This window comes from Streptococcus mitis, assembly GCF_005844455.1.
In the GTDB taxonomy this organism is placed as follows: Bacteria; Bacillota; Bacilli; order Lactobacillales; family Streptococcaceae; genus Streptococcus; species Streptococcus mitis_BF.
In genome coordinates, this window is the sequence record NZ_SPGF01000021.1 from 21684 (window position 1) to 33869 (window position 12186).

The window sequence follows — 12186 nt, forward strand, 5'->3', positions numbered from 1 at the left end:
ATCTACTAAAAAATATATAAGGAGAATTCTATCATGAATAGAGAAGAAGTAACATTGTTAGGTTTTGAAATCGTAGCCTATGCTGGCGATGCTCGTTCAAAACTATTGGAAGCTTTAAAGGCTGCTGAAACTGGTGATTTTGCAAAAGCGGACGCTCTTGTAGAGGAAGCTGGTAGCTGTATTGCAGAGGCTCACCACGCTCAAACAAGTCTATTGACCAAGGAAGCAGCTGGCGAGGATTTGGCTTATAGTGTAACCATGATGCATGGGCAAGATCACTTGATGACAACTATATTGCTAAAAGATTTGATGCACCATTTAATCGAACTCTACAAGAGAGGAGTTAAGTAATGAACAAACTAATTTCTTTTATCGAGAAAGGGAAACCTTTCTTTGAAAAACTATCTCGTAATATCTATCTTCGTGCTATTCGTGATGGTTTCATTGCAGGTATGCCTGTTATTCTCTTCTCAAGTATCTTTATCTTGATTGCCTTTGTACCAAACTCATGGGGCTTTAAATGGTCTGATGAAGTTGTAGCCTTTCTGATGAAACCTTATAGCTATTCTATGGGTATTCTGGCTCTCTTGGTAGCTGGTACAACAGCTAAGTCATTGACCGACTCAGTAAACCGTAGTATGGAGAAAACCAATCAAATCAACTATATGTCAACATTGTTGGCAGCAATTGTTGGTTTGTTGATGTTGGCAGCTGATCCTATCGAAAATGGCCTAGCTACTGGATTCTTGGGGACAAAAGGTTTGCTTTCAGCCTTCCTTGCTGCCTTTGTTACTGTAGCTATCTATAAGGTTTGTGTTAAGAACAACGTCACTATTCGTATGCCTGACGAAGTTCCACCAAATATCTCACAAGTCTTTAAAGATGTGATTCCATTCACTCTATCAGTGGTTTCTCTTTATGCTCTTGATTTACTAGCTCGTCATTTTGTTGGAGCCAGCGTTGCAGAATCAATTGGAAAATTCTTTGCACCATTATTCTCTGCAGCTGATGGCTATCTAGGTATTACCATTATCTTTGGTGCTTTTGCCTTCTTCTGGTTTGTTGGTATCCACGGTCCTTCCATCGTTGAACCAGCAATCGCAGCTATTACCTATGCAAATGCCGAAGTCAACTTGAACCTTCTCCAACAAGGTATGCACGCTGACAAGATTCTTACTTCTGGTACACAAATGTTTATCGTTACCATGGGTGGTACTGGTGCGACGCTGGTTGTTCCATTCATGTTCATGTGGTTGACCAAATCGAAACGAAATCGTGCAATCGGACGCGCATCTGTTGTACCAACCTTCTTCGGAGTTAACGAACCAATTCTGTTTGGTGCACCGCTTGTCTTGAACCCAATCTTCTTTATTCCTTTCATCTTTGCGCCAATTGCCAACGTATGGATCTTTAAATTCTTCATTGAAACGCTTGGCATGAACTCATTTACTGCCAACCTTCCTTGGACAACACCAGGTCCACTCGGTATTGTTCTCGGTACAAACTTCCAATTCTTGTCCTTTGTTCTTGCTGCTTTGTTAATCCTTGTTGACATAGCCATCTACTATCCATTCCTTAAAGTTTATGATGAACAAATTCTTGAAGAAGAACGTTCAGGTAAGTCTAATGATGAATTGAAAGAAAAAGTTGCTGCAAACTTCAACACTGCAAAAGCAGATGCTATTCTTGAAAAAGCAGGTGTAGAAGCAGCACAAAATACAATCACTAAAGAAACAAATGTCTTGGTTCTTTGTGCCGGTGGAGGAACAAGTGGACTTCTTGCAAATGCGTTGAACAAGGCAGCTGCAGAGTACAAGGTTCCTGTTAAAGCAGCGGCCGGTGGCTATGGTGCTCACCGTGAAATGTTACCAGAGTTTGATTTGGTTATTCTTGCTCCTCAAGTAGCTTCTAACTTTGAAGATATGAAAGCAGAAACAGATAAACTCGGTATTAAACTTGCCAAGACAGAAGGAGCTCAATACATCAAATTAACCCGTGATGGAAAAGGTGCTCTGGCATTTGTACAAGCTCAATTCGATTAACGATAGGGACTGTGAAACAGTCTCCTCTCGTTACGGAAATCGCTATGGCGAATTTCCTAATCGCCTTGTTAATTCGTCGGTATAAAGATATCGTTTTTACCTTCTCATGTCACAATTCGGTGACTTAGTACAAGAAGTGAGATGGAGAATAAAGCCTCACTATCCTCCTCTCCATCTTATTTCTTTTTTAATTAAAAGGAGAATTATATGTCAAAAACATTACCAAAAGACTTTATTTTCGGTGGCGCAACTGCTGCTTATCAAGCAGAAGGTGCTACACATACTGATGGTAAAGGACCAGTAGCGTGGGATAAATATCTTGAAGATAACTACTGGTACACTGCAGAACCAGCCAGTGATTTTTACAATCGATACCCAGTTGACCTCAAGTTGGCAGAAGAATATGGTGTCAATGGCATTCGAATTTCTATTGCCTGGTCACGTATTTTCCCGACTGGTTATGGTCAAGTAAATCAGAAAGGTGTCGAGTTTTATCATAATCTATTTGCGGAGTGTCACAAACGTCACGTTGAGCCCTTTGTAACTCTTCATCACTTTGACACTCCAGAAGCTCTCCACTCAAATGGAGACTTCTTAAACCGTGAAAATATCGAACACTTTGTAGACTACGCTGCCTTCTGTTTTGAAGAATTCCCAGAAGTAAAATATTGGACAACCTTTAATGAAATTGGGCCAATCGGTGATGGTCAATACTTGGTTGGGAAATTCCCTCCAGGAATTCAGTACGACCTTGCCAAAGTCTTCCTATCCCACCACAATATGATGGTTTCTCATGCGCGTGCAGTCAAGCTATATAAAGATAAAGGTTATAAAGGTGAAATTGGTGTTGTTCATGCCCTGCCTACTAAATATCCTCTAGACCCTGAAAATCCAGCAGATGTTCGTGCAGCTGAGTTGGAAGATATTATTCACAATAAATTTATCTTGGATGCAACTTATCTAGGTCGCTACTCTGAAAAGACTCTGGCAGGGGTAGAGGCTATCTTGGCTGCCAATGGTGGTAGCTTAGATTTTCATGAAGAAGATTTCGAAGTATTAGAAGCCGCAAAAGACTTGAATGACTTCCTAGGAATTAACTACTATATGAGTGACTGGATGGAAGCCTTTGATGGAGAAACTGAAATCATCCATAATGGTAAAGGTGAAAAAGGAAGCTCTAAATACCAAATTAAAGGTGTTGGTCGTCGTGTAGCCCCTGATTATGTACCACGTACGGACTGGGATTGGATTATCTACCCTCAAGGTTTGTATGATCAAATCATGCGCGTGAAGAAAGATTATCCAAACTACAAGAAGATTTACATCACTGAAAATGGTCTTGGATATAAAGATGAGTTCGTTGATAACACTGTTTACGATGATGGCCGTATTGATTACGTGAAACAACACTTGGAAGTCTTATCTGATGCTATTGCAGATGGTGCTAATGTAAAAGGTTACTTCATTTGGTCATTAATGGATGTCTTCTCATGGTCAAATGGGTATGAAAAACGCTACGGTCTCTTTTATGTAGACTTTGAAACTCAAGAACGTTATCCGAAGAAATCAGCTCACTGGTACAAGAAAGTAGCGGAAAGTCAGATTATAGACTAGTAGAATTAGTAATTAGATATAGAATTCTAGTGAGGTAAAAAGATGTTCAAAGATTTTATCCAATCTATTTATGAAAAAGTTTATATTATAAATTTCGAAAAATGTTCTCAAATACCGTGTTTAACTAATGAGGAGCTGAAAAACTTGGGAAATGGTATGTCTCTACCGGTAAAGAATGGATTTGCCATTCAGACTATGAGCTGGAAGAATTTAAAAATCTTTTTTTAAATTTTATTAGTCCTGAAGAACGGGATAATATCTCCTTTGATTCAGATTTTATGCCGTTTCAACAATCATAAAGAATCTAGGAAACTCTTTGTAAAAATCTTCATCAAAAAATGCGTCATATCAAGATTCTTATTTTCTTGATATGACGCATTTTATAGTAGATTGAAATAAGATGTGAACAAATTGATTAGGAAAGTCAAATTAATGTATAGAAATATTTTAGCAACCACGGCGTACTGTTCTAGATTCAATCTACTATATATTTTATCAATCCTCAGTTTTATGGTTTAGAAAGAATAATTTTTGTTTGTTTTGAAAGTTGTTCGAAGGTTTCTTTGCTCAGTTTAGAATCTGAAACGATGGTATCAATATCTGAGATATTGTAGAAGGTGTAAAAATCAAACTTATTGAACTTACTATTGTCAGCTAGTAAGTATTTTTTATTGGAATTATTGAGGGCGATGCGTTGGGATTCACCTTCCTCTTCACTAAAGGTCGCAATCGCATTGTCCTTGATACCATTACAGCTAACGAAGGCTTTAGAAAATTGTAGATTGGCCAAGTTTTGCAAGGTTAGTGTTCCCACAAAGGCCCCGGTGATAGAGCGATAGTTTCCACCGATTAAAATCAAATCTGTTAGTTTCCGTTCGTTTAGGATGAGAAAAACTGGTAAACTGTTTGTTACAACACGAATATTATCGATTGGAAGTTCACGGGCAAAAGATTCCAAGGTTGTCCCTGGGCCGATAAAAATAGTTTCACCTTCGTCAATTAAATGGCCTGCAAAACGGCTAATTTCTTGTTTTTCTGCAATCTGCAAGCTTTGTTTTTCAATATTGGAACGTTCATTGTTTAAAATGGAACCTGTGCGAATTTTTTCAGCTCCTCCATGCACACGAACAAGTAAATCCTTGTCTGCCAACTCTTGCAAGTAGCGTCTAGCAGTCATATCTGACACATCCAAACGAGTCATGATTTCTTTTACAGTAATAGTTCCCTTTGTATTTACCGTTTCTAGAATATTATCTAGTTTTTCCTGCTTTAACATCGTCATCACCTCTATTTCTATTACTATTTTATCATAAAGTATTCAATCAATCAATTTAAAAAACAAAAGAAAACAAAAACAAAAATATCATGGTTGTTTTAAACAAACCATGATGTTTTTTATCACTTATAAAATAGATGACCTCAGTCCAAACCGTAGTTGTAGTCATCGTCTTGCATAGCTTCAACTTCACCAAGGAGGTAACCATTTCCGACTTGAGAGAAGAAGTCGTGGTTGGAAGTTCCTGTTGAAATGCCATTCATAACGATTGGGTTGACATCATCAGCTGAATCTGGGAAGAGTGGATCTTGTCCCAGGTTCATGAGTGCCTTGTTAGCATTGTAGCGAAGGAAGGTTTTGACTTCTTCCGTCCAACCAACACCATCATAGAGGCTTTCTGTGTAGCCTTCTTCATTCTCGTAAAGAGTGTAGAGCAGGTCGTACATCCATTCTTTTAGTTTTTCTTGCTCTTCTTCAGGTAATTCATTGAAACCAAGTTGGAATTTGTAACCAATGTAAGTTCCGTGAACAGACTCATCACGAATGATCAATTTAATGATTTCAGCGACGTTGGCTAGTTTGTTGTTCCCAAGATAGTAGAGGGGAGTGAAGAAACCAGAGTAGAAGAGGAAGGTTTCAAGGAAGACACTGGCAACTTTCTTTTCAAGTGGGCTACCGTTTAGGTAAATTTCGTTGACAATCTCAGCCTTTTTTTGTAGATATGGATTGGTGTTGGTCCATTCGAAAATTTCTTCAATCTCAGCCTTGGTATTTAGGGTAGAGAAGATAGAAGAGTAAGATTTTGCGTGGACAGATTCCATAAATTGGATGTTATTGAAAACAGCTTCCTCATGCGGTGTACGGATGTCTGCGCGAAGGGCTTGAACTCCAGTTTCAGATTGCATAGTGTCTAGAAGGGTTAAACCACCAAAGACTTTTCCAACCAAGTCTTTTTCTACACTTGATAGCTTTCTCCAGTCATCTAAGTCATTTGACAAGGGAATACGTGTATCGAGCCAGAATTGCTCTGTCAACTTTTCCCAAGTTGATTTGTCGATGACATCTTCGATGGCATTCCAGTTAATGGCTTTGTAGTAAGTTTCCATTTGAAATCTCTTTCTGTGTTTAGTATTGCGAACTCACAATTATTCTATTTTATCATAATTCTAGAGGAGTATCGCACAAAAAGTCGGAAGTCCGACTTTTGTGTTTTTCCATAGTATAGATGCTTATTCCAGTTTAGCTTGGTAAATGAATCGATAACCTGAGTAAATGTAGTTTCCTCAAGCAAAGATTAAATCACACAGCTTTCACATTGGTTGGCACCGACTTCTCCACCATCATCAGTAAAGGTACGGACGTAGTAGATAGACTTTATTCCCTTGTTAAAGGCATAGTTACGAAGGATAGACAAGTCACGTGTCGTTTGTTTATTTTCTTTTTTCCATTCGTAAAGTCCTTTTGGAATGTCACTACGCATGAAGAGAGTGAGTGAAAGTCCCTGGTCAACGTGCTCAGTCGCAGCAGCGTAAACATCGATCACCTTACGCATATCCATATCGTAGGCAGAAGTATAGTAAGGAATGGTTTCTGTTGACAAGCCAGCAGCTGGATAGTAGATTTTACCGATTTTCTTCTCTTGGCGTTCTTCGATACGTTGCGTAATCGGGTGGATAGAAGCAGAAACGTCGTTGATGTAGCTGATAGAACCATTTGGCGCTACAGCAAGGCGGTTTTGGTGGTAAAGACCATCTGCTTGAACCTTGTCGCGAAGTTCAGCCCAGTCAGCAACACTTGGGATAAAGACATCTTTGAAGAGTTCTTTAACACGGTCTGATTTTGGAACAAATTCGCCAGTCAAATACTTATTAAAGTAGCTTCCGTTAGCATAGTCTGATTTTTCAAAGTTGTGGAAGGTGATACCACGCTCACGCGCAATATTGTTTGACTCAACCAAGGTCCAGTAGTTCATAAGCATAAAGTAGATGCTTGTAAATTCAACAGACTCAGGCGATCCATACTCAATCAATTGTTGAGCAAGGTAGCTGTGAAGTCCCATGGCCCCAAGACCAAAAGTATGAGCTCGGCTATTTCCATGGTCGATTGTAGGGACAGCTACGATGTGTGAACTATCTGTAACGAAAGTAAGGGCACGAACCATAGCACGGATAGAACGACCAAAGTCAGGTGAAGTCATCATGTTGACCACGTTAGTTGAACCAAGGTTACATGATACGTCTGTTCCCATTTGAAGGAATTCTTGAGCATCGTTGATCAAGCTTGGTTCTTGAACTTGAAGAATCTCAGAACACAAATTACTCATGATAATCTTACCATCAACAGGGTTTGCACGGTTAGCCGTATCAATGTTGACGACATAAGGGTAGCCAGACTCTTGTTGCAATTTAGAGATTTCAGTTTCCAAATCACGCGCCTTGATTTTTGTCTTACGGATATTTGGATTTGCGACCAATTCATCGTATTTTTCAGTGATGTCAATGTAGTTGAATGGCACACCGTATTCAAGCTCTACTGAGTATGGGCTGAAGAGGTACATTTCTTCATTTTTGCGAGCCAATTCGTAGAATTTATCTGGAACCACAACACCAAGTGAAAGGGTCTTTACACGAACTTTTTCATCAGCGTTTTCTTTCTTAGTTGAAAGGAAGGCGATGATATCTGGGTGGAAGACATTGAGGTAGACAACACCAGCACCTTGACGTTGCCCTAATTGGTTTGAGTAAGAGAAGCTGTCTTCGAAAAGCTTCATAACTGGTACGACACCAGAAGCAGCACCCTCATAACCTTTGATAGGTGCACCAGCTTCACGAAGGTTGCTGAGAGAAATCCCCACACCACCACCGATACGTGACAGTTGAAGAGCAGAGTTGATAGAACGTCCGATAGAGTTCATATCATCTGTGACCTGAATCAAGAAGCAGGATACCAACTCCCCACGGCGAGCACGACCAGCATTCAAGAAGGAAGGAGTAGCGGGTTGGTAGCGTTGGTGGATGATTTCATTGGCAATATCAATTGCAATGGCTTCATCACCGTCAGCAAAATATAATGCGTTAAAGAAGACACGGTCTTCCATACTTTCAAGATAGTATTCACCGTCGTTTGTTTTCAAGGCATATTGATTATAAAATTTATAGGCAGCCATGAAAGACTTGAATTGGAAGTTTTGGTCTTTGATAAATTGATGCAACTCTTCCAAAAACTCTGGTCGGTATTTCTTGATAAAGGCTGTTTCGATGTAGTTGTGTTCAATGAGGTAGTTGATTTTATCAGTAATTGAATCAAAAACCATAGTATTTGGAACTACATTTTCTTTAAAGAAGGCATCCAAGGCTTCTTTATCTTTATGAAGCATGATTTGTCCATTAACAGGACGGTTGATTTCGTTGTTGAGACGGAAGTAAGTCACGTCCTCAAGATGTTTTAATCCCATAAAATTTCCCTTATCTAATTACAAAAGAAAGGCTTCTAAGTTAGCCCTAGAAGCAGTCTCTTCTGGATGATGTACTAAGATTATGCTAATTGTTTCAGTTTTCCTGGTTGGAAACCTGAAAAGACTTCAGTTGGTGTTTGGATAACAGGAGCTGCGCTGAAACCGAGCTCTTTAACTTGATCGATGTACTCAGGTTGCTCATCAAGATTGATTTCTTTATATTCAACGTTATTGCTGTCCAAGAAACGTTTGGTCATCTTACATTGGACACAGTTGTTTTTAGAATAAACGGTTACCATTATGTAACTCCTTTTTCAAAATAGATTACTTTCTTAGTATATCAGAAAATAAATTTTTGTCAATGATTTAAAACTAAATATAGTGGTCTGTTTTTGCACACGATACCATAAAACACAATATGTAGTGTTTGTTTTGTGAAATAGTGATAATTGTCCCATAAGTTGATTTTTAAAAACTATATCCTGTGTTTTGTTATCCGATATGGAAGATTTTCAGCAAGTTATCTGAAAGGAAATCGAATAAATCCCATAAAATGCTTGAAAAAAATCCTAGAAGATGGTATAATACCAAATTGTAAGGGTTGTCACATATAACTCAAAAAAGAAAGAACAAAAGGAGAGTCAAACTATGGCTTCTAAAGATTTCCACGTAGTGGCAGAAACAGGTATTCACGCACGTCCAGCAACATTGTTGGTACAAACTGCTAGCAAATTTGCTTCAGATATCACTCTTGAGTACAAAGGTAAATCAGTTAACCTTAAATCAATCATGGGTGTTATGAGCCTTGGTGTTGGCCAAGGTGCTGACGTAACTATCTCAGCTGAAGGTGCAGATGCAGATGACGCTATCGCTGCAATCTCAGAAACAATGGAAAAAGAAGGATTGGCATAAGGGAAATGACAGAAATGCTTAAAGGAATCGCAGCATCTGACGGTGTTGCAGTTGCAAAAGCATATCTACTCGTTCAACCGGATTTGTCATTCGAGACTATTTCAGTCGAAGATACAAACGCAGAAGAGGCTCGTTTGGATGTAGCTCTTGAAGCTTCTCAAAACGAGCTTTCTCTTATCCGTGAGAAAGCTGTAGGTACGCTTGGTGAAGAAGCGGCTCAAGTTTTTGACGCTCATTTGATGGTTCTTTCTGACCCAGAATTGATCGGTCAGATTAAAGAAACAATTCGTGCTAAGAAAGTCAATGCTGAAGCGGGTCTTAAAGAAGTGACTGACATGTTCATCACGATCTTTGAAGGCATGGAAGACAACCCATACATGCAAGAACGTGCAGCGGATATCCGCGACGTAACAAAACGTGTATTGGCAAACCTTCTTGGTAAGAAATTACCAAACCCAGCTTCAATCAATGAAGAAGTAATCGTGATTGCACATGACTTGACACCATCTGATACAGCTCAATTGGACAAAAACTTTGTAAAAGCTTTTGTAACCAACATCGGTGGACGTACAAGCCACTCAGCTATCATGGCACGTACACTTGAAATTGCAGCTGTATTGGGAACAAATAACATCACTGAAGTAGTGAAAGACGGTGATATCCTTGCCGTGAACGGAATTACTGGTGAAGTGATTATCAACCCAACAGATGAACAAGCGGCAGAATTTAAAGCAGCTGGTGAAGCTTATGCTAAACAAAAAGCTGAATGGGCACTTTTGAAAGATGCTCAAACAGTGACTACTGACGGTAAACACTTCGAGTTGGCTGCTAACATCGGTACTCCAAAAGACGTTGAAGGTGTTAACAACAACGGTGCAGAAGCTGTTGGACTTTACCGTACAGAATTCTTGTACATGGATTCTCAAGACTTCCCAACTGAAGATGAGCAGTATGAAGCATACAAGGCTGTTCTTGAGGGAATGAATGGTAAACCAGTGGTTGTTCGTACAATGGATATTGGTGGAGATAAGGAACTTCCTTACTTCGATATGCCACATGAAATGAACCCATTCCTTGGATTCCGTGCCCTTCGTATCTCTATTTCTGAAACTGGAGATGCAATGTTCCGTACACAAATCCGTGCCCTTCTTCGTGCTTCGGTTCATGGTCAATTGCGTATCATGTTCCCAATGGTTGCCCTCTTGAAAGAATTCCGTGCAGCTAAAGCAGTTTATGAAGAAGAAAAAGCAAACCTTCTTGCTGAAGGTGTTGCAGTTGCGGATGATATCCAAGTTGGTATCATGATTGAAATCCCTGCAGCAGCTATGCTTGCAGACCAATTTGCAAAAGAAGTTGACTTCTTCTCAATTGGTACAAACGACTTGATCCAATACTCAATGGCGGCAGACCGTATGAACGAACAAGTTTCATATCTTTACCAGCCTTATAACCCATCAATCCTTCGCTTGATTAACAACGTTATCAAGGCAGCTCACGCTGAAGGTAAATGGGCTGGTATGTGTGGTGAGATGGCTGGTGACCAAAAAGCTGTTCCACTTCTTGTCGGAATGGGCTTGGATGAGTTCTCTATGTCAGCAACATCTGTACTCCGTACACGTAGCTTGATGAAGAAATTGGATACTGCTAAGATGGAAGAGTACGCTAACCGTGCCCTTACAGAGTGTTCAACAATGGAAGAAGTTCTTGAACTTCAAAAAGAATACGTTAACTTTGATTAATGTCATTAACCTTGTAACCTAGTTGCAAGGTTTTTTTGATGTATGTTGAAAAAGTATGGTCTAATAAAGTCCACTTTTCAATGCTCCAGAGGCATGGTATAATAGGGGAAAGTAAATAGAATAAGAGAGAAACCATGTCTAAAGAAATTGATATCGAGTATTATCACCAGCTAGCCTTGCAAAAGCAGAAGGAACATCGTAAAGTTTTAGCCAATCTAAAGAAAAAGCCACCAAAAAATCTAGATAAGATAGCCCAGCAGATTCATCAAGAAGTCTTTGCGGAAATTGATTGTACCGCCTGTGCTAACTGTTGTAAGACTTTGGGCCCTGACTTCAAAGAAGCAGATATTACCCGTATTGCTAAATATTTTAAGATGAAATTACCTGCTTTTGAAGCAGAATTCCTTCAAGTGGATGAAGATGGAGACAAGGTTTTCAAATCCATGCCCTGTCCGTTTTTAGGAGGAGATAATCTCTGTTCTATCTATGACGTTCGTCCAAAAGCCTGCCGTGAATTCCCTCATACTGACCGTAAAAAGATCCATCAAATCAACCATCTGACGATTAAGAATACCTTGACCTGTCCAGCAGCCTATCTCTTTGTTGAGAAATTAAAGGATAAGTTGTAGAGATTTAAAGGATAAAAGATTTCTAATAATAGACTTCCTGCGAAACTAAAATCCTAGTTCACGGTTGATAATTCCAGCAATCAAATTCATTCGTAATCCAAACCGTTTGCGTCGATTTCGATAGGTTGTTGAAAATATTTTAAACGTTTTTACTTTGGCAAAAATATTCTCAACCTTGATTCTCTCTTTAGATAGCACATGGTTATAGGCTTTATCTTCAAGAGTTAGTGGCTTAAGTTTGCTTGATTTCCTCGGAGTTTGCGCTTGTGAATACATCTTCATGATCCCTTGATAACCACTGTCTGCCAAGATTTTACCAGCTTGTCCGATGTTTCTGCGACTCATTTTGAACAATTTCATATCGTGGCAATAGTTCACAGCGATATCCAAAGAAACAATTCTCCCTTGGCTTGTGACAATCGCTTGAGCCTTCATAGCATGATATTTCTTTTTACCAGAATAATTGGCTAGTTGATTTTTTTAGGACGATTGATTTTTACCTCTGTTGCATCCACAATCA

The 12186-nt window shown here is 39.3% G+C and carries 10 protein-coding genes and 2 pseudogenes; 7 read left to right on the forward strand and 5 right to left on the reverse strand.

Annotated elements, in window-relative coordinates:
• Positions 1 to 33 precede the first annotated feature (33 nt).
• The 4 genes and pseudogenes from FGQ53_RS05465 to FGQ53_RS05480 all read left to right on the forward strand — a co-directional run bounded on the left by FGQ53_RS05465 (position 34) and on the right by FGQ53_RS05480 (position 3955).
• Positions 34 to 351 carry a PTS lactose/cellobiose transporter subunit IIA gene (locus FGQ53_RS05465; protein ID WP_138336496.1) on the forward strand — a complete coding sequence of 106 codons (318 nt, stop codon included), beginning with the start codon at positions 34 to 36 and terminating at the stop codon, positions 349 to 351.
• Positions 351 to 2042 (forward strand): lactose-specific PTS transporter subunit EIIC, encoded by a 1692-nt coding sequence (locus FGQ53_RS05470; protein ID WP_138336499.1) that lies wholly within the window; start codon positions 351 to 353, stop codon positions 2040 to 2042. Before FGQ53_RS05465 ends, FGQ53_RS05470 begins: the two co-directional genes overlap by 1 nt.
• A gap of 207 nt (positions 2043 to 2249) precedes the next feature.
• Positions 2250 to 3656: a 6-phospho-beta-galactosidase gene (gene lacG, locus FGQ53_RS05475; protein ID WP_138336502.1), complete on the forward strand. Its 1407-nt coding sequence runs from the start codon at positions 2250 to 2252 to the stop codon at positions 3654 to 3656.
• A 42-nt stretch (positions 3657 to 3698) separates the two neighbouring features.
• Positions 3699 to 3955: pseudogene (locus tag FGQ53_RS05480) on the forward strand (DUF3884 family protein).
• A 209-nt stretch (positions 3956 to 4164) separates the two neighbouring features.
• On the opposite strand, the gene FGQ53_RS05485 reads toward FGQ53_RS05480, so the two are convergent.
• The 4 genes from FGQ53_RS05485 to nrdH form a co-directional block, all read right to left on the reverse strand.
• Positions 4165 to 4932 carry a DeoR/GlpR family DNA-binding transcription regulator gene (locus FGQ53_RS05485; protein WP_000917573.1) on the reverse strand — a complete coding sequence of 256 codons (768 nt, stop codon included), beginning with the start codon at positions 4930 to 4932 and terminating at the stop codon, positions 4165 to 4167.
• Between the two features lie 143 nt (positions 4933 to 5075).
• Entirely contained in the window at positions 5076 to 6038 is a 963-nt protein-coding gene (gene nrdF / locus FGQ53_RS05490) for a class 1b ribonucleoside-diphosphate reductase subunit beta (RefSeq protein ID WP_000451389.1), read from the reverse strand.
• 188 nt (positions 6039 to 6226) lie between these two features.
• Entirely contained in the window at positions 6227 to 8386 is a 2160-nt protein-coding gene (nrdE, locus tag FGQ53_RS05495) for a class 1b ribonucleoside-diphosphate reductase subunit alpha (RefSeq protein ID WP_138336504.1), read from the reverse strand.
• 80 nt (positions 8387 to 8466) lie between these two features.
• Complete coding sequence (nrdH, locus tag FGQ53_RS05500; RefSeq protein WP_000259243.1) at positions 8467 to 8685, reverse strand: glutaredoxin-like protein NrdH; 219 nt, start codon at positions 8683 to 8685, stop codon at positions 8467 to 8469.
• 349 nt (positions 8686 to 9034) lie between these two features.
• On the opposite strand from nrdH, the gene FGQ53_RS05505 reads away from it, so the two are divergent.
• The 3 genes from FGQ53_RS05505 to FGQ53_RS05515 all read left to right on the forward strand — a co-directional run bounded on the left by FGQ53_RS05505 (position 9035) and on the right by FGQ53_RS05515 (position 11666).
• Positions 9035 to 9298, forward strand: coding sequence for a phosphocarrier protein HPr (locus FGQ53_RS05505; protein ID WP_000146947.1), 264 nt, complete (start codon positions 9035 to 9037; stop codon positions 9296 to 9298).
• A 5-nt stretch (positions 9299 to 9303) separates the two neighbouring features.
• Positions 9304 to 11037 carry a phosphoenolpyruvate--protein phosphotransferase gene (gene ptsP, locus FGQ53_RS05510; RefSeq protein ID WP_138336507.1) on the forward strand — a complete coding sequence of 578 codons (1734 nt, stop codon included), beginning with the start codon at positions 9304 to 9306 and terminating at the stop codon, positions 11035 to 11037.
• 134 nt (positions 11038 to 11171) lie between these two features.
• Positions 11172 to 11666 carry a YkgJ family cysteine cluster protein gene (locus FGQ53_RS05515; RefSeq protein WP_000031476.1) on the forward strand — a complete coding sequence of 165 codons (495 nt, stop codon included), beginning with the start codon at positions 11172 to 11174 and terminating at the stop codon, positions 11664 to 11666.
• 45 nt (positions 11667 to 11711) lie between these two features.
• On the opposite strand, the pseudogene FGQ53_RS05520 reads toward FGQ53_RS05515, so the two are convergent.
• Positions 11712 to 12186: pseudogene (locus FGQ53_RS05520) on the reverse strand (transposase family protein); the annotation flags it as partial.

Bases quoted from the DNA above. Each gene is read 5' to 3' on its own strand.
- FGQ53_RS05465 (WP_138336496.1), top strand. From the start codon at position 34: ATGAATAGAGAAGAAGTAACATTGTTAGGTTTTGAAATCGTAGCCTAT.
- FGQ53_RS05515 (WP_000031476.1), top strand. From the start codon at position 11,172: ATGTCTAAAGAAATTGATATCGAGTATTATCACCAGCTAGCCTTGCAA.
- FGQ53_RS05485 (WP_000917573.1), bottom strand. From the start codon at position 4,932: ATGTTAAAGCAGGAAAAACTAGATAATATTCTAGAAACGGTAAATACA.
- nrdF (WP_000451389.1), bottom strand. From the start codon at position 6,038: ATGGAAACTTACTACAAAGCCATTAACTGGAATGCCATCGAAGATGTC.
- nrdH (WP_000259243.1), bottom strand. From the start codon at position 8,685: ATGGTAACCGTTTATTCTAAAAACAACTGTGTCCAATGTAAGATGACC.
- nrdE (WP_138336504.1), bottom strand. From the start codon at position 8,386: ATGGGATTAAAACATCTTGAGGACGTGACTTACTTCCGTCTCAACAAC.
- lacG (WP_138336502.1), top strand. From the start codon at position 2,250: ATGTCAAAAACATTACCAAAAGACTTTATTTTCGGTGGCGCAACTGCT.
- FGQ53_RS05470 (WP_138336499.1), top strand. From the start codon at position 351: ATGAACAAACTAATTTCTTTTATCGAGAAAGGGAAACCTTTCTTTGAA.
- ptsP (WP_138336507.1), top strand. From the start codon at position 9,304: ATGACAGAAATGCTTAAAGGAATCGCAGCATCTGACGGTGTTGCAGTT.
- FGQ53_RS05505 (WP_000146947.1), top strand. From the start codon at position 9,035: ATGGCTTCTAAAGATTTCCACGTAGTGGCAGAAACAGGTATTCACGCA.